The 17,000-nt window shown below is 50.9% G+C and carries 15 protein-coding genes and 2 pseudogenes; 9 read left to right on the plus strand and 8 right to left on the minus strand.

Features of this window, described 5'->3' with window-relative positions; genetic code table 11:
* The first annotated feature begins 2 nt into the window (after positions 1 to 2).
* Positions 3 to 1,271, plus strand: coding sequence for a UDP-N-acetylglucosamine 1-carboxyvinyltransferase (gene murA / locus JWG39_RS12835; protein ID WP_205219817.1), 1,269 nt, complete (start codon positions 3 to 5; stop codon positions 1,269 to 1,271).
* 282 nt (positions 1,272 to 1,553) lie between these two features.
* Here the strand turns inward: murA and JWG39_RS12840 are convergent, their stop codons facing one another.
* The 3 genes from JWG39_RS12840 to JWG39_RS12850 all read right to left on the minus strand — a co-directional run bounded on the left by JWG39_RS12840 (position 1,554) and on the right by JWG39_RS12850 (position 5,325).
* Positions 1,554 to 3,302, minus strand: a complete 1,749-nt coding sequence (locus JWG39_RS12840) for a two-component system sensor histidine kinase NtrB (RefSeq protein WP_205219818.1) — start codon at positions 3,300 to 3,302, stop codon at positions 1,554 to 1,556.
* A complete protein-coding gene (locus JWG39_RS12845; RefSeq protein ID WP_205219819.1) occupies positions 3,302 to 4,828 on the minus strand; it encodes a sigma-54-dependent transcriptional regulator in 1,527 nt (508 codons plus the stop codon). The genes JWG39_RS12840 and JWG39_RS12845 overlap by 1 nt, the downstream gene beginning before the upstream one ends.
* Positions 4,829 to 5,022: 194 nt before the next feature.
* Positions 5,023 to 5,325, minus strand: coding sequence for a GIY-YIG nuclease family protein (locus tag JWG39_RS12850; protein WP_205219820.1), 303 nt, complete (start codon positions 5,323 to 5,325; stop codon positions 5,023 to 5,025).
* A 95-nt stretch (positions 5,326 to 5,420) separates the two neighbouring features.
* Between JWG39_RS12850 and tatC the strand changes: the two are divergent.
* The 4 genes and pseudogenes from tatC to JWG39_RS12875 all read left to right on the plus strand — a co-directional run bounded on the left by tatC (position 5,421) and on the right by JWG39_RS12875 (position 8,352).
* Positions 5,421 to 6,244: pseudogene (tatC, locus tag JWG39_RS16575) on the plus strand (twin-arginine translocase subunit TatC).
* 56 nt (positions 6,245 to 6,300) lie between these two features.
* Entirely contained in the window at positions 6,301 to 7,314 is a 1,014-nt protein-coding gene (locus JWG39_RS12865; RefSeq protein WP_240192135.1) for an NAD-dependent epimerase, read from the plus strand.
* Positions 7,271 to 7,567 carry a DNA cytosine methyltransferase gene (locus JWG39_RS12870; protein ID WP_205219823.1) on the plus strand — a complete coding sequence of 99 codons (297 nt, stop codon included), beginning with the start codon at positions 7,271 to 7,273 and terminating at the stop codon, positions 7,565 to 7,567. Before JWG39_RS12865 ends, JWG39_RS12870 begins: the two co-directional genes overlap by 44 nt.
* A gap of 338 nt (positions 7,568 to 7,905) precedes the next feature.
* Complete coding sequence (locus JWG39_RS12875) at positions 7,906 to 8,352, plus strand: very short patch repair endonuclease (protein ID WP_205219824.1); 447 nt, start codon at positions 7,906 to 7,908, stop codon at positions 8,350 to 8,352.
* Here JWG39_RS12875 and dxs read toward each other — a convergent pair whose 3' ends face one another.
* From dxs to JWG39_RS12890, 3 genes are read right to left on the minus strand one after another with little or no spacing between them, the layout of a single operon-like run.
* Positions 8,353 to 10,296 (minus strand): 1-deoxy-D-xylulose-5-phosphate synthase, encoded by a 1,944-nt coding sequence (gene dxs, locus JWG39_RS12880; protein ID WP_205219825.1) that lies wholly within the window; start codon positions 10,294 to 10,296, stop codon positions 8,353 to 8,355.
* Positions 10,296 to 11,192 (minus strand): polyprenyl synthetase family protein, encoded by an 897-nt coding sequence (locus JWG39_RS12885; protein ID WP_205219826.1) that lies wholly within the window; start codon positions 11,190 to 11,192, stop codon positions 10,296 to 10,298. Before JWG39_RS12885 ends, dxs begins: the two co-directional genes overlap by 1 nt.
* Positions 11,182 to 11,418, minus strand: coding sequence for an exodeoxyribonuclease VII small subunit (locus tag JWG39_RS12890; protein WP_205219827.1), 237 nt, complete (start codon positions 11,416 to 11,418; stop codon positions 11,182 to 11,184). Before JWG39_RS12890 ends, JWG39_RS12885 begins: the two co-directional genes overlap by 11 nt.
* A 168-nt stretch (positions 11,419 to 11,586) precedes the next feature.
* Between JWG39_RS12890 and xerC the strand changes: the two genes are divergently transcribed.
* From xerC to JWG39_RS12910, 4 genes are all read left to right on the plus strand, one after another.
* Complete coding sequence (gene xerC / locus JWG39_RS12895) at positions 11,587 to 12,492, plus strand: tyrosine recombinase XerC (protein WP_205219828.1); 906 nt, start codon at positions 11,587 to 11,589, stop codon at positions 12,490 to 12,492.
* Positions 12,493 to 12,579: 87 nt separating this feature from the next.
* Positions 12,580 to 13,122, plus strand: coding sequence for an ATP-dependent protease subunit HslV (gene hslV / locus JWG39_RS12900; RefSeq protein WP_205219829.1), 543 nt, complete (start codon positions 12,580 to 12,582; stop codon positions 13,120 to 13,122).
* The gene (gene hslU / locus JWG39_RS12905) at positions 13,119 to 14,516 is read left to right on the plus strand and encodes an ATP-dependent protease ATPase subunit HslU (protein WP_205219830.1); all 1,398 of its coding nucleotides are present in this window, start codon (positions 13,119 to 13,121) and stop codon (positions 14,514 to 14,516) included. Before hslV ends, hslU begins: the two co-directional genes overlap by 4 nt.
* Positions 14,517 to 14,538: 22 nt before the next feature.
* A complete protein-coding gene (locus tag JWG39_RS12910) occupies positions 14,539 to 15,111 on the plus strand; it encodes a zinc ribbon-containing (seleno)protein DG (RefSeq protein ID WP_205219831.1) in 573 nt (190 codons plus the stop codon).
* A 96-nt stretch (positions 15,112 to 15,207) separates the two neighbouring features.
* Here JWG39_RS12910 and JWG39_RS17135 read toward each other — a convergent pair.
* Both JWG39_RS17135 and JWG39_RS12920 read right to left on the minus strand, forming a co-directional pair.
* Positions 15,208 to 15,369 (minus strand): annotated as a pseudogene (locus JWG39_RS17135) (neutral zinc metallopeptidase); the annotation flags it as partial.
* Positions 15,370 to 15,607: 238 nt separating this feature from the next.
* Positions 15,608 to 16,612 carry an integron integrase gene (locus JWG39_RS12920; RefSeq protein ID WP_205219832.1) on the minus strand — a complete coding sequence of 335 codons (1,005 nt, stop codon included), beginning with the start codon at positions 16,610 to 16,612 and terminating at the stop codon, positions 15,608 to 15,610.
* Positions 16,613 to 17,000 lie beyond the last annotated feature (388 nt).

Here is a 17,000-nt window from a genome sequence, read left to right on the forward strand (position 1 = left end):
AAATGGAAAAACTTGTGATTGAAGGGGGCATCCCCCTGTATGGTGATATCCGGATAAGTGGCGCGAAAAATGCCGCGTTGCCCCTTATGGCGGCAACCCTGCTTTGTCCGGGAAAACATACCCTGCGCAATGTCCCTGATTTGCGCGATACCTGCACCATGATACGATTGCTGGAGTATCTCGGCGTAAAGACCGGAAGAGAGGGGGATGTGCTGTACCTCGATTCTACCTGTCTTGAGCATGATGATGCACCCTATGAGATGGTGAAAACCATGCGTGCCTCCGTTCTGGTTCTCGGGCCACTGCTTGCCCGCTGCGGTAAGGCAAGGGTCTCTCTGCCGGGAGGATGTGCCATCGGCGAGCGACCGGTTAATTTTCACACGGCAGGCCTGCAGAAAATCGGAGCCCGCTGCAACATTGAGGATGGCTATATACAGGCTGAGGCTGAAGGAGGACTCAAGGGTGGGACCGTCTATTTTGATCTTCCCACCGTCACTGGCACTGAAAATCTGTTGATGGCCGCCACTCTTGCCGCAGGAAAGACGATTCTCAAGAACGCAGCACGGGAGCCTGAGATTGGCAACCTCGTTGATATGCTTAACTCCATGGGCGCGAAGATCTCCGGTCGCGGCAGTGATACCCTGACCATCGAAGGGGTGTGTGCGTTGAAACCTGCTGACAATAGTATCATCCCGGACCGTATTGAGGCTGGGACTTACCTTATCGCTATCGCTGCGAGTGGCGGGGCTGGGCGGGTCACCAACTGCTGCCCTGCACATCTTTCCTCACTGGTGGAAAAACTTCGTCAGGCGGGGCTTGATATTGAAGAAGGAGAGTCTTTTATCTCCATTGATTCCCGCCAGGGTTCTGCACTCACCAGTGTTGATATCCAGACTCGCCCCTACCCTGGTTATCCCACCGACCTGCAGGCTCAGTTCATGGCTCTGATGACACTGGCTGAAGGGAACTGCACCATCCACGAAACTATTTTTGAAAATCGTTTTATGCACGTTGCTGAACTGCGGCGCATGGGGGCAAAAATAAAGACTGACGGCCGTCTTGGCCTTGTCAATGGACTGGGGCGCAGTGGACTGCGCGGTGCACCTGTGATGGCTACTGATCTGAGGGCCAGTTCCTCACTGGTTATCGCTGCTCTTGCGGCTGAAGGACGCACAGATATATCTCGCATCTACCACCTTGAACGCGGGTATGAAAATCTGGTGGAAAAACTCAGCGCTCTCGGCGCAAAGGTATGGAAAGAACAGGAATAATACCATTTACATTTTGTATTGGCGGATTTAAAGACAGGGACGGGGACGGGGAGACAGGAGAAAGGAGAAAGGAGAAAGGAGACGGGAGACAGGGAAAAGCAAAAGACAGTAAGACAAAGACTGGATGACCATCGAAATACGCTAAGCACTCGGAAGAAAGCAAAAATCTTTATTCTCAAATTTTTTTTGCCTTTCTTCGCGTTCTTCGCGGTAAAAAATTGTCTTACCACTTTTCCCTGTCAACCACAGACGGTTGAAGCTTCGAAGAACTCCTGATGTTTTCTATTCTGGTAACGGGAGCCAGAAGGTAAAGCAGGCCCCCCGTGCTCCTTCGGAATTTTTCAGACCGGTGTTTTCTGCCACAATTCCACCGTGATGTTCTTTAATAATCTGGTGCACAATGGCCAGCCCCAGCCCCGTGCCGTTCGGTCGGGTAGTATAGAAGGGGTCAAAAATGGCCAGCAGAAAATCATCCGCAATTCCCTTTCCGTTATCTTCCACCTCAATTCGGATCACTGCCTGCCCGCCCCTTCTTTCTTCGAGTGCTGTCTCCTCAGCCTTGATACGAATAAGCTCCCGCCCCCGTGGACAAAACGGAATGGCGTTCTGTATGAGGTGATCCAGTACTGTAAACAACTGTTTTTCATCTGCCCAGACGGCGATATTGGGCGGGTATTCAGTGTGCAGGAGAGCCGTCTTCGGAAAATTCCCACCTGCTCGCAAGACCTGCATCACCTCAGTAATACAGGCGTCGAGGTGAATAAACTGAGGCTGCAGTTCCTCCGGGCGAGCGAATTTGAGAAATTCTCCGATGGTGAAGGAGAGTCGGTTGCATTCACGAATGATGATACTGGTCAGTTCAATGCCGGAGTTATTCAGCATGCTGCTCTCCTGAAAATCTGCAGCAAGGAGTTGCGCTGAGCCGGAGATTGCGGCAAGCGGATTGCGGAAATCGTGGGCAATGGAGGCGCTCATGGTACCAATGGCAGCCAGCTTCTCTGACTGGCGAACCTGTCGTTCAAGGTTCTCTACTTCAGTAATGTCACGCATGGTGATGATTATACGGGCATAGTCTTCCTCGTGGCTGAGATGGTCATCATGGGCAACATTCATGCAGGAAAACCCGAGCCGGCAGTGCTTGCCGCAGCGGGTTGTAAAATCGGTGGAGAGGCGTTCCACATTGGCTTCAATGCAGGTGCCAGGGAAGATTTCTTCGAAGGTTTTGCCGAGTATTTTACGCACTGTATAGCCGGTTATATCGGCGAGGGCCTTGTTGGCGGAGGTAATAACATGCTTTGAATCAACAGTAAGCAGGCCGATGGAGATGTTGTCGAAGATACGTTTATAGATTTCGGAAAGGTGGTCAAATTTTTTCAGCGACAAGTCCAGGGCAGTTTCTGTTCGACGCAGGCGAATGCCAAAAAAAATACTGAGCAGGCCGGCAAGAAAAAAAAGCAGGCCATGGACTGCAAAGATATTGAGGCTGTTATCCCATTCAGTATGAACAAAGAGGTTGTAAGACTCCAGCCAGGGGGGAACTGTCTGCTGCTCCAGAACAAGCAGACTGCCATAAAGGAGAGTAGATGCTGCTGCTGCTACCAGTCCCCCCTTGAGCGGCAGCAGCAGACCACCGGCGATAATTGGGAAAAAATAGACAGGGGTGAAATTTGACGCCGAGGTCCCGGTGAAGAAAACCAGCGTAGTTACAAATAAGGAGTCGGCAAGGATTTGCGTGAAACCAAAGGACTGCCCTTTATGCGGAGAAATGAGGAGATAAAAAGCGGAGAAAATGGTGAAGATATATACTACCAGAATGAAGGTAAACGTTACCTCATGGGGGACAATCAAGGTAATGCAGGGAGACTGTCCGACAAAGTAACTGGCAACGAGCAGCAGCGTGTAGAGGATGGTGCGCAGAAAGAGCATCCACAGAAGCTGTTGCTGCAGAATATAGTGTGTCACCTTTAAGACAGGGATGTCCCGTTTAAGACAGGTCCAAAAGGTCTCTGCCAGCCTCGTCTGCAGATTCATCAGTTAATGCCATACTTTTTGGCCTTGTAACGCAGGGAGCGGAAGGACATCTTCAACAGCTCGGCGGCTTTCATCTTCGAGTTTGTTTTTTCTATTGCATGGCCGATGAGACGTTTTTCCAGCGCAGCAAGAGCCTGTTCTATTCCAATATTATAGAGTTCCTGCTCACTTGAGGCGATCTGCAGCAGTGATGCAGTTTCGCCGGGCAACGAAAATCTCGGGGCGGTGAAGGGATTTTCTATGCCGGATGTTTCAGATGATGCCGTTGCCACTTCTGGAGTATCGGAAGTGGCTGCATGCCTGTAATGAATCACTTCTGTCAGGAATTGCAGCTTCCCTGATTTCGACTTGCGCACGGGGACTTTATTATGAGTGACCCGGCCATGAAAACTGAGGCTTTCCGGCAGAATGATGTTGGAGTTCTCCAGTGCTACTCCGCGTTCTATGATGTTCTCAAGTTCCCGCACGTTGCCGGGGAAGTCGTAATTCATTAATACCTGCATGGCGTAGGATGAGATCTCCTGTATATCCTTGTTGAGCTGCCGTGAATATTTCTCGAGAAAATAGTTGACCAGCAGAGGGACATCTCCTTTGCGTTCCCGTAAAGGAGGTATGCGTAAAGGGACAACGGCAAGACGGTAGAAAAGGTCTTCACGAAAACGTCCTTCGCGGATCTCATCTTCAAGAATTTTGTTGGTGGCCGCCACGATGCGTATATTCAGTTTGGTTGCTTTCGTCCCGCCAACAGGTTTGATTTCCCGTTCCTGCAGAACGCGCAGCAGCTTGGTCTGAATCATTGGAGTAAGCTCGCCGATTTCATCGAGAAAGGCTGTGCCGTGATCTGCCTCCTGGAAGAGCCCGGCTTTATCACTGATGGCTCCGGTAAAGGAACCTTTGACGTGGCCAAACAGTTCGCTCTCCATTAAATCTTCCGGGATGGCAGAGCAGTTTATTGGTACAAAATTGTTCTCAGCTGCGCGACTGTTGGCATGAATCGCTTTCGCGATCAGCTCTTTTCCGGTTCCAGATTCTCCGTAGATCAGCACGTTGGCCGGGGTGGGAGAGACCCGCCGGATCATATCAAAAATCTTCTGCATTTCACGACTTTGACCGATGATGCCGGAAAACGAGGTGACTGGAGTAGAGGGCTCTTCGGTATAACCGTTGCCGCTGTTGATGGCTGCGTGAATCACTGACTTCAACTCGTTGACATTAAACGGTTTACTGATGTAGTCAAAGGCTCCGTTGTGCATTGCCTGGACAGCGTCGTCCGGGGAGGAAAAAGCAGTCACCATCACCATTGGCAGACCGGGGTAGAGTCCCTTTACCTGCTCCAGCAGTTCAATCCCGTTCATTCCCGGCATGCGAATATCACTCAATACAAGATCAGCACCGCGCTCGGCGAGCATCTCCAGCGCCTGCGTGCCATCGCCGGCGGTACGCACGTCAAAACCCTCTTTTTTGAGAAGGATCTTCAAAAAGTCGCGCATTGAGCGCTCGTCGTCCACAAGGAGTACAGAAAGCATTATTATTATCAGAGAACACCACATAATTATCCATCTTCTTCGTTACAGTCAAAAATTTATCCTCGGAGGGAAGAACCAGACTCCGATATCAAAGTTACAGGCGGGTAAATTTCCTTCTGTGTCTCGAACATGAACGAAATACAAGCTGTTTCAAGGTACCCATAAGTTGAGGTGAATTATTACTCAAAAATATCTTATTTACCATGGAAATACAAGGAAATCAGTTCTCTTCCCTTGTATCTTGAGATAAGACTTTTCTTTTGTACCCGGGTGAGATGCTTGATCTCCCATTCGCGTCGACTGGCGGCGGCGCGATCTTCTGCCATTTCGCACCAGATCATCTCCACGGGACGGCGGGTGCGGGTGTAGCGGGCGCCCCCTCTGCGCTCTCCGTTGTGTTCATGCAGACGTCGTGCAGGATCGGTGGTTATGCCGGTATAGAAGGTCTCGTCGGCACAGCGGAGAATGTAAACGTGCCAGTCTTGTGTGGTCTTCATTTTTTTACTTTGCAGGGAACGTGGAAGAGCGTGTTGCCAAAGGGGACGTGAAATGGTAAAAGTGGCTGAAAATGAACCAACCTCAAGGCGACAGCATGACACAAAATATTTCAGAAACCGAGAAAAAAGCAAGGCCGGAAGAACCGCAGAACAAAACCACGCAGGAAGAGCATCAAGAACAGCCTCTTGTTGAACATCTGCGGGAACTGCGCTCCTGTCTTATCATTTCCCTGATTGCCGTCTGCACCGGATTTGTGGCTGCCTATTCGGTGATTCAACCCATTGGACGCTGGTTCTTCAAACCGCTTACTGATGTTCTGCCGAAAGGAACCTCTCTTATCTTTACCTCTTACCAGGCAGGGTTTTTTTTTATCTAAAACTTGCCCTTACGGTGGGTCTTCTCCTCGCGGTACCCATACTCTTTTCCCAGCTCTGGCGGTTTATCTCCCCCGGTCTCTATCGACGTGAAAAGAGGGTGCTCATCCCCTTCGTTGTACTTTCATCCCTTTTCTTCCTCGGGGGAGCTGCCTTTGGTTATTTTGTCGTTTTCCCACCTGCTTTCAAATTTCTCGTCGGGTATAATAATGAATTTCTTGTTTCTCTGCCGGGAGTAAATGAATACTTCAGCCTTGCCGTGCGCCTGCTGCTCGCCTTCGGGTTGATCTTTGAGATGCCGCTGCTTTTTACCTTTCTTGGCAAAGCAGGAATGGTCAGTGTAGAATTTCTCACCCGTAACCGTAAGTATGCGATTCTTATTGATTTTATAGTTGCCGCTATTCTGACGCCAACTCCAGACGCTGTGAATCAGTTGATGATGGCCGTTCCTCTGATATTGCTCTACGAGGTAAGTGTGGTTGCTGTGCGTATTTTCGGGAGAAAACCTTTTACCGGGTTTGACGATGAGGATAAGCTGGAGTAATATAACGCGCTGTTGCACAGCTTTTTCTTTTTTTATTCTTTACTACAGAGATTTCCATGAAAAAAATTCTTATCACCGGCGGAGCTGGCTTCATCGGTACTCACCTTGCCAAACGACTGCTTGCCGATGGGGGGCGTGAAGTTGTCGCCCTCGACAATATTAATGACTACTATGATCCCAATCTGAAACTGGCCCGCATGAAGGCGCTGGCAGAGGGACCAGGGTTCCGCCATGTCAATATCAACCTGCAGGATCGGGATGACGTGGCAAAACTCTTCGCCGAAGAAAAATTTGATGCGGTGGTCAACCTCGCAGCCCAGGCCGGAGTCCGTTATTCTCTGGAGAATCCAGGTTCTTATGTGGATACTAACCTCGTTGGTTTCGGCAATGTTCTTGAAGGATGCCGCCACAACAATGTAAAGCACCTCGTTTTCGCTTCTTCCAGTTCGGTATATGGCGCGAATACCCGCATGCCATTTTCAGTGCATGACAATGTAGACCATCCTGTTTCTCTCTACGCTGCTTCGAAAAAGGCTAATGAGCTGATGGCTCACACCTATGCTCATCTCTTCGGTTTGCCAGTGACCGGCCTGCGTTTCTTCACAGTTTACGGTCCCTGGGGCCGGCCGGATATGGCACTTTTCCTCTTTACCAAAGCGATTCTCAGCGGCACGCCGATTAACGTCTTCAACAACGGCAATATGGAACGGGATTTTACCTATATCGACGACATTGTCGAGGGTGTCTACCGGGTGCTTCACAAGGTACCCGCTGCCAATCCCGAGTGGAACGGGGATGAACCTGATCCGGCGACCTCCTACTGTCCTTACCGTATCTACAACATCGGTAATAATAATAAAGAAAAACTGATGCGTTACATTGAGGTTCTTGAGGATGCTCTCGGTAAAAAGGCCGAGAAAAATTTCCTGCCAATGCAGCCCGGAGATGTGCCTGCCACCTGGGCTAATGTAGACGACCTTGTCAAGGAACTCGGCTACAAACCCGACACCACACTGGAATATGGCATTGGCAGGTTTGTCGAGTGGTATCGCGGCTATTACAACGTGTAAACAACTCTGGTTGAAATCTGCCCGTTACCACAAGGACGGCGCGGGGATCTTTATCGCCCAGCCAGGTGACCGCCCGCGTCGCCTCACCGTGAAAGAGGCCATGCAGCTGCAGGGTTATGATCCCCGGCGTTATGTCTTCCCTGTCTCGCGTCCCCAGGCCTGCCGGCAGATTGGGAACAGTGTGGTGATTCCCGCTGTTGCGCCCTGTGCCAGGGCTCTCATCCGCTTTCTTCGGGAAAAAGGGAGTCTGTAATACCATTTACATTTTGTATTGACCAGAGAGCGCGGCTGCGTGGACATCTTTTTTTGTGATTACGAATGAATAAACAGGATGTAAAAAGAGCATAACTTAATAGAAATGGCCTAATCATGCGAAAAAGGGCATTTTTTATAAAAGCGTAACTTCTTAAAGTTTTTTGCTTTTATTCGCATGATTAGAGCTTTTATTCGTTGGCAAAAAGTTTTTCGCTGTTCCGTCTTTTGCTTTTCCCTGTCTCCCGTCTCCTTTCTCCCATCCCCCTGCCTTTGAATTCGCCAATAGAAAGTGAAAATGGCATTTAGTACGGTCACAACTTAATAGGAATGGTATAAATGGACAATCTGACACCAGAGCGGCGCAGCTGGAATATGGGTCAAATCAAGTCAACCAATACCAGGCCGGAACGTGCCGTCCGCTCGCGGCTGCACCGACTCGGCTATCGTTTCCGAATCCATCGCCGTGATCTTCCCGGCTGTCCCGATATCGTCCTGCCGAAATATAAAAGTATTATCTTTGTGCATGGCTGTTACTGGCATCGTCATGAAGGATGCCGTTACGCCTATACGCCGAAGTCGCGACAGGATTTCTGGTTGAAGAAATTTGCCAGGACCGTGCAGCATGACGTGGATGTGCAGGACGAGCTCAAACGGCTTGGCTGGCGGGTGATGGTGATTTGGGAGTGTGAAGTAAAGCAGATGGACGAGGTCGAGAAACGGCTCCTGCAGTTCCTGCGCGGCCCGGTCGGAGAAGAGACGACCGGGCACGACGCGAAGAAATGATCAGTCGGCTGCAGGGCGGCGGCCGAGAAGTGCAAGAGCGGCGGCGGTGATCGCCGGGGTGTCGATGCCACCCTCTTTCCATAACTCCTTCTGCGGGCTGTGTTCGATAAAGTGGTCTGAATAACCGAGCAGGGTGCTTTTTACGTTGAAAATCTGCTGTTGCGACAGCATCTCCAGAACCCCGCTGCCAAATCCCCCGGCAACCATATTGTCTTCCACAGTGACAAGGTTTCCTGTGTGCTGCACCCATTGGCAGATCAGCTTCGTATCAAGCGGTTTAATGAAGCGTGGATTGATCACCGCTGCACTTACGCCTGCCAGTTCCAGCTCTTTCGCCGCCTTCATGGCCGCAGTTACTCGATTTCCCACCGGCAAAAGGAGAACGTCATCTCCCTCCCTCAGCAGTTCCCCCTCACCTGTTTTGAGCATGCAGAGCTGTTCGTCCATCTTTACACCATAACCGGAACCGCGTGGATAGCGCACCGCAGAGGGCCCGCGATAGTGCATGCTGGTGAAAATCATGTGCTGCAGCTCGTTCTCATCTTTCGGAGCCATCATTACCATATTGGGAATGAAACGCAGGAAGGAGAGATCGAAGACACCGTGGTGAGTGGGGCCGTCGTCGCCGACTACACCGGCCCGGTCGAAGGCAAAGGTGACGGGCAGGTTCGGCAGGCAGACATCATGGATGATCTGATCCAGAGCCCGTTGAAAAAAGGTCGAATAGACGGCGATCACCGGTCGCATCCCCTGAGAGGCCATACCCGCCGCAAAGGTAACAGCGTGTTGTTCCGCAATGCCCACATCAAAGAAGCGTTCGGGAAAGCGTTTGGAGAATTCACTCAGACCGGTACCGGAAGTCATCGCCGCAGAGATGGCGGTAATGCGGTTATCGTTCTCCGCCATTTTGCACAGAGTCTTGCCGAAAAGCGAAGTCCAGCTCGCGGGGCCGGAAGAGGGCAGTGATTTGCCGGTGGCAATATCAAAGGGTCCAATACCGTGAAAGAGGCCGGGATTGTCCTCCGCCGGCTTGTAACCGCGCCCTTTTTGGGTAAGGACGTGTATCAGTACCGGTCCCTGAGAAATATCGCGCACCTCGGAGAGTGTCTCGATAAGTTCGTCGAGGTCATGACCGTTGATCGGGCCGACATAGTTGAACTTGAATGCCTCAAAGAGCATACCGGGGGTAAAAAAGCTTTTCAGGCTCTCCTCTGATTTCCGCAGAATGTTAAGCAGATTTTCACCTGCCTCAGAGTCACTGAGTTTTTCCACGAGGTGATTCTTCACCCTGTTCATGGTCCGCCCGGCCAGTTTCCGGCTGAGGAAGTTTGAGATTGCACCAACATTCGGTGAAATCGACATCTCGTTGTCGTTAAGGATGACGATAAGATCGCGGTCGAGATGCCCGGCATGGTTGAGAGCCTCATAGGCCATACCGGCAGTCATTGCACCATCGCCAATTACCGCGATGGCGCGGCTCTTCTTCGCCTGCAGGTTGTGGGCAACCTCCATGCCGGAAGCGGCGGAGACAGAGGTTGAGCTGTGTCCGGTTTCAAAGGCATCGTAGGGCGATTCTTTGCGTTTGGGGAAACCACTCATGCCGTTACGCTGGCGCAGGGTGGAAAATTCCCTGAGGCGTCCGGTGATGATCTTATGGGCGTAGCTCTGATGGCCGACATCCCAGACAATCTTGTCCTCCGGAGTGTTGAAAACCTTGTGCAGGGCAAGGGTGAGTTCCACCACGCCAAGGCTCGGTGCAAGATGACCGCCATTTTTCGAGACGGTGGTGATGATGGTTTCGCGCAGTTCGGCGGAAATTTCTTCAAGCTCGGAGATGGTGCAGTCGCGCAGGTCAGCGGGAGAGTGGATTTCTTCAAGGCGGGGAGTCGTGCTCTTCTGGCCTGCTGTTCTGGTAATGCCTGTTCTGCTGTCGGTAAATCTCATTATTTTGTCCTTAAATATATATAGTCTGCGAGGCCGCGAAGAGGATCGGCAGAAGATCCAAAGGCAGTGATGGCAGCCTTTGCTTCAGCAACAGTTTCTTCGGCCATTTCCCGGGTTTTGTCAATGCCGAAACAGGCGGGATAGGTTGCCTTGCCGTTTTCGGCATCGCTGCCGGCGGCCTTGCCGAGCTGCTCTGTGGTGGACGTGGCGTTGAGCAGATCGTCGACAATCTGAAAAGCCAGTCCAATTTTTTCGCCAAAGCTGGTGAGAGCAGTGAGCTGTTTCTCACTGGCACCTGCGCCAATGGCTCCAGCTCGCACTGCGGCGGTAATCAGCGCACCAGTTTTGGCGCGGTGAATGGTCTGCAGGGTGGAGAAGGGGAAATCAGTATCTTCCATGGCAATGTCAAGCGCCTGTCCACCAACCATGCCGAAGGGGCCGGCGGCGCGGGCGATACAGTGAGTGATGGCCAGTTGTTTCTTTGCCTCAAGAGTGCTGAGCGTGCTGTCACCGAGGAGATCAAAGGCCCAGGTAAGCAGACCGTCACCGGCAAGTATTGCCGGGGCCTCGCCGAAAACCTTGTGGTTGGTGGGCTTGCCGCGACGGAGGTCGTCGTTATCCATAGCCGGGAGATCGTCGTGGATCAGAGAATAAGTATGGATGCACTCAAGCGCGCAGGCGGAGGGCAGCAGGGCGGTTTCAATCTCCTCTGTGCCGTGAACGCAGACACCACCGGCAAGGCAAAGAATCGGGCGAATCCGTTTTCCACCGGCAAAGAGACTGTAACGCATGGCGGCAAAAAGGGAAGCGTATGTACTCTCTTCCGGCGGAGCAAACCGCAGCAGAGCTTTTTCAACAATCTCTTTTTTCGACTGAAGATACTCTTTAATCTCCATCGTTTTTTCCTTCATTGAAAGGAACTGTCTTGAGAGTCCCGTCTTTCTCCATCAGCATTTCCACTTTGGCGCGGGCATGTTTGAGCTGTTCGTCGCAATAAGAGGCGAGTTGAACGCCTTCATTGAACCTCTTGAGACTGGTTTCAAGGGTGATATCTCCCCCTTCAAGCTCTTCGGTGATCTGTTCCAGCCGCGTAAGGGCGGTTTCAAAGGATTTTTTTGGCATGATATGTAGAATTATGAAAAATATGGGTATAATGTTCGCGCGGGATTACGTCTGCAGTCAATAGCGTGACGACCGCGAGGGGGCTGTGGAACTGCAGCAGGGTGGCGCGCCCGCATCTGTGATGGAGCGCTGAGGAACTCACAATATCTTAAATTGGCCTGTTTGAAAATGATAAAAACTACCCGCGAGTTTACAAGATGGCTGGAGACTGAAAAGCAATATTCCCCGCACACCGTAGAAGGATACCGGCGCGACCTTGAAGAGTTTACCGCCTTTCTGGGAAAAGAAACGAAAATCTGTGCGGTTGAGGTCGCCGGAGTTCGTGGTTTTGTTGCCAGTCTCTTCGGCCGTAACAGCAGCACCTCTGTATCCCGCAAGCTCTCAGCTCTACGCACTTTTTTTCGTTTCGCCCGCAAGCGGAAACTGATTGATTTTGATCCGACGCAGACCGTAAAGAGTCCAAAGTCAGCCCAATATCTTCCCACCTTTCTCACTGTCGATGAGACCTTTGCCCTGCTTGAATGCCCCTGTAAAAAAGACCGTTTTATGCTCCGTGACCGCGCTCTCCTCGAATTGCTTTATTCTTCCGGCATGAGGGTTTCTGAACTGGTTTCGCAGAACCTTGAAGATCTTGATTTCGAGACCGAAATGGTTACCGTGCGGGGCAAGGGTGATAAAGAACGTATTGTCCCGGTGGGATGTCCGGCGCTGGAGGCGGTGAATTCCTGGCTGCCACAGCGACAGCAGTTGATCCTGGATCGGGTGAAACGTGGTGGAACCCCTGAAGAGAAGGCACTCTTTCTCAACGTGCGCGGCGGCAGGCTGACCTCCCGCAGCGTGGAGCGCTCTGTAAAAAGTTATGGCGAGCGGGCGGGGATCCCCCAGGTCGTGACACCGCACGCACTGCGGCACTCCTTTGCCACTCATCTGCTTGAAATGGGGGCGGATCTTCGTGCGGTACAGGAGTTACTCGGCCACTCCAGTCTCTCCACCACTCAGCATTATACACATCTTACTCTCGACCATCTGACCGAGGTGTATGACAAGGCGCATCCTCTCTCAAACCAGTCTTAAATTCATGAGAAACAGCGGAACTTCCGCACTCTTTTATATCATGGGCCGATGGCATAACAACGGTCTGCAATCAACAGTGGAGCAGTAATGGGATTTTATCCAGAAATCAGATCAACAACTATTCTCGCAGTGCGGCATAAAGGTGAGGTTGCCGTGGCCGGAGACGGCCAGGTAACCCTCGGGAACACGGTGATGAAACATCACGCACGCAAGGTTCGCCGCCTCTATCACGGCAAGGTGATCACCGGTTTTGCCGGAGCCACCGCTGATGCCTTTACCCTGTTTGATAAACTTGAAGAAAAACTTGAGCAGTTTAAGGGAAACCTGCTGCGCGCATCCGTAGAACTGGCCAAAGACTGGCGTATGGATAAATATCTGCGCCGCCTTGAAGCCATGCTGGTGGCAGTTGATGATGAATACAGTCTGCTGCTTTCCGGGACCGGAGATGTGATTGAGTCTGACACAGGCGTGCTGGCCATCGGTTCCGGTGGACCCTACGCACAGGCGGCGGCGCTTGCGCTCATTGAACACAGTGACCTGAACGCGGAAGAGATCTGTCGTGCAGCTCTTGGCATTGCCGGAGATATTTGCATCTATACCAATCAATCTGTTACCCTCGAAAAAATATGAGCTTTCTTGATAGTCAGACCCCAAAAGAGACCCTCGCCGAACTGGATAAATATATCGTCGGCCAGCATGATGCCAAACGCTCTGTTGCCCTTGCCCTGCGTAACCGCTGGCGGCGCAAACAGGTCCCTTCACCGCTGCGCGAGGAGATTGCCCCGAAGAATATCATCATGATCGGCCCCACGGGTGTAGGAAAAACTGAAATTGCCCGCCGGCTTGCCACCCTCGCGCACTCCCCCTTTATCAAGGTGGAGGCCTCGAAATATACCGAGGTGGGGTACGTCGGTCGCGATGTAGAGTCGATGATCCGCGATCTCGTGGAACTGGGTATCAACATGGTGAAGAAGGAGGAGCGTGAGCGGGTAAAGGGGGTGGCGGAGGCGAATGCCGAAGACCGTCTTCTCGACCTGCTTCTGCCCGGTTCCGGAAGTGTTACGAACAGCCCCGAAGGGGGGGACGCCTTCACCGTTCAAAACAGCGACCTGCCTGCCACGCAGGATGTCGATTCGCAGAATGCGACTCGGGAAAAATTTCGTCAGATGCTGCGCGACGGCAAGTTTGATGAACGGGAGGTATCAATTGAGATCGCGGAGAACCGCAGTTCACCGATGATCGAGATTATGGGTGTCTCCGGCATGGAGAATATGCAAAACAACCTTCAGGATGCCCTCGGTCAGTTCATGCCGCAGAATAAGAAGTCCCGCACCATGAAAATCCCCGAAGCGCTTGAGACCATCACCATGGAGGAGATGGAGAAGCTTATCGACATGGACAAAGTGGTAAAGGAGGCACTGAAACGTACCGAACAGGATGGTATTGTCTTTCTTGATGAGATTGACAAAATTGCTCACCGTGGCGGAACCACTAACGGCCCGGAGGTCTCACGGGAAGGTGTGCAGCGAGACCTGCTGCCTATCGTTGAGGGTGCAACGGTGAATACCAAATATGGCATGGTGGTCACCGATCACATCCTCTTTATCGCCGCCGGTGCCTTTCACACTGTCAAGCCCTCTGATCTTATCCCCGAGCTGCAGGGACGTTTTCCTATCCGCGTTGAACTGCACTCCCTCGGACGTGAGGATTTTGTCCGCATCCTTACTGAGCCTGAGAATGCGTTGATCAAGCAGTATACGGCACTGATGGAGACCGAAGGGGTGAAATTGAGTTTTGAGGATGATGCCATTGATGAACTTGCCTCCATTGCGGTAGAGGTTAATTCAAAAACTGAGGAAATTGGTGCCCGTCGACTCTATACCGTACTTGAACGGATGCTGGAACAGCTCAGTTTTGATGCCCCTGAGAAGGATGGAGAGAGTTTTGTGGTGACCGCCAAATATGTGCGCGAACAGCTCTTCGAAGTGGTTGAAGATCAGGATCTGTCGAGATACATCCTGTAAGCAGAGAATTGAGGAGAAATATATGTTCTTAAAGTTCAGAAAGAAGAAGGACGCTGCTCCTCTGCGGATGGTAGATGGCGTAGATTTGACCATGAGTTACTGCCCGGAGTGTGAAACCGAATACCGCAGCGGTATGGAGAGCTGTGTCGAATGCGGAGTTCCGCTGATTTCAGGTCAGCAGTTCCTCGACCGTAAACACCAGTTGACCGCCGAATTTCAGAGTCGCTCAATGATCATTGATCCTGCTGATGAGATGGTTACCCTTCGTCAAGCTCCTGTGCTGGATATAAAAGAACTGCAGCGTCTGCTGGCCGCACAGCGGATCCCCTCCATCCTTGCCGGGGATGGGAGTCCCTCCTGCGGCAGAGGCTGTGCATCAGTACTTGCTCTGCAGATCAAAAAGGTAGATATGGAGGCGGCACAACTGGTGCTGGCTGAGGAGTTTGTCAAAACCACCGGCGTTAACCTCGCTGATCTTGAGAAGGCCGAGGTGGTCTATGACATTCACTCTGAAGATGTTGTTTGTCCCGCCTGCGGCTGTCACTTTTCATCCTCCGTGGGTGCCTGTCCGGACTGTGGTCTGAGTTTCGGTTGAAGGGCTTCTGCGAGACAACAAAAAAGGCGGCGGGGATGAATATCCCTGCCGCCTTTTTTGTTTGAATTCTCCCCTTATAACAAGGTGAAGGTGTTTGCACTGCCCCGGATCACCGGACTGATAGCCGCGTGTGAACCATTTCATCCGCTGCGCCGAGGTGCCGTGGGTAAAGGAATCTGGAACGGTATAACCGCGTGCGTTCTTCTGCAGGGTATCATCCCCGATCTGGCTGGCGGCGTTCAGAGCCTCTTCCCGGTCTGCCAGCGCATGGCATCTCTCCTCAGTGTTATATTTCAGCGATGAATTTATCGGATGACTTCATGGTGGTCTGTGGTGCGTTGTGGGAAGAGACTGTTTCAAGGTTTCCTTGTGAAAGGCAGGAGAGAGAAAAGATTTTTTTGTCAACTAACTACTCGAAGCTGCACGGTCTTTTGTCTTTCCGCCTTTTGCTATTTCCTGCCTCCTTTCTCCGTACGTCCTCTCTTTTGATCTCATATTATTTATCATAGATACGATCTAAAGGACTTTTTGACCCCTCAAGATCTTTTCGCATTACATGGGTATAAATTTCTGTTGTCTTTACATCTGCGTGACCGAGAAGTTCCTGGAGCATACGAATATTAGTCCCATTTTCGAGCATATGGGTTGCAAAAGAATGGCGAAGGGTATGTACGGTTCCCTTCTTGTCGATGGCAGCTTTTTTTACTGCCGCTTTTACCGCTTTTTGCAGACCCGATTCTAATACATGGTGTCGTCGTTCTTTTCCGCTGCGGGGATCAATCGAGCGTGTTTTACTCGGAAAAACGTATTGCCATACAGTTTCCCAGGCAGCATTACGATATTTTCTTGCAAGGGCATTTGGTAAATACACTTCCCCAAAGCCTTCTACCAGATCCCTTCTGTGAAGTTCTTTGACCCGCTCGATGTGTTGGTGTAATTCACCGGCTATTATGCGCGGCAAGAAGGTGACTCTATCTTTTCCACCTTTTCCCGCACGGACAAAGAGTTGGCCCTGTCCAAAATCGATGTCTTGTATTCGAAGGCGAATGCACTCCATGAGGCGTATCCCTGACCCATAAATTAACTTGGCCATTAAGAGATGGGTGCCCTTCATTTGGGCAAAAATCCTCTGTATCTCTTCTTCAGTTAATACCGTAGGAGGATGACGCTTGCGTTTAGCTCGAACCGGGGCAATGGAATGATCTAAAGGGGTCTGCAGAACGTCTCGATAGAGGAAAACCAATGCATTTAATGCCTGCCTCTGGGTAGATACAGCGACATTTTGAGCAGAAGCCAAATGGGACAAAAAGCTCTCAATCTCTCGTTCTCCCATATCTTTGGGGTGGCGTTTTTTTCCATAAAAATAGATATAGCGTAAAATCCACTGGCAATATGTTTTTTCTGTTGAGCGTGCGTAATGATAGTATTTCAGGGTCTCACGCACTTGATCCATCAGTTTAAGCTGAGGGTTTGGAGTGAATTTTGGCTTGTTTTCCATCATAGCTGTGATAATATCAGATTATGTGGACAAAATGGAAGATAAAAGTAATATCTGGACATAATTTTCCATTTTTCGCCTTCAATACAAGATATCGTGGAAAAAGAGTCCATATATAGGGTGATATTATCCTGAAAACAGTATAAAGCGTACACTTTAAGTCGAAAACGCAACTTCACGAGATCTATTTATCTAAGAATACGTATTTTTCCCCTTGCACTATTGTGTGTATGTATTATATTTATACGTACACTTTAAAGGGGGATATACTCATGTCTAAACCATTAACAGGAAAAACTCACGTCGGCGAACGGCGTGAAAAGCGTCCCAATGGCGATATTTATGTCTATGAACGGATTACGGCCTACAACGAGAAGACCAGAAAGACCTA

The organism is Desulforhopalus vacuolatus, from assembly GCF_016918505.1.
Taxonomy (GTDB): Bacteria; Desulfobacterota; Desulfobulbia; order Desulfobulbales; family Desulfocapsaceae; genus Desulforhopalus; species Desulforhopalus vacuolatus.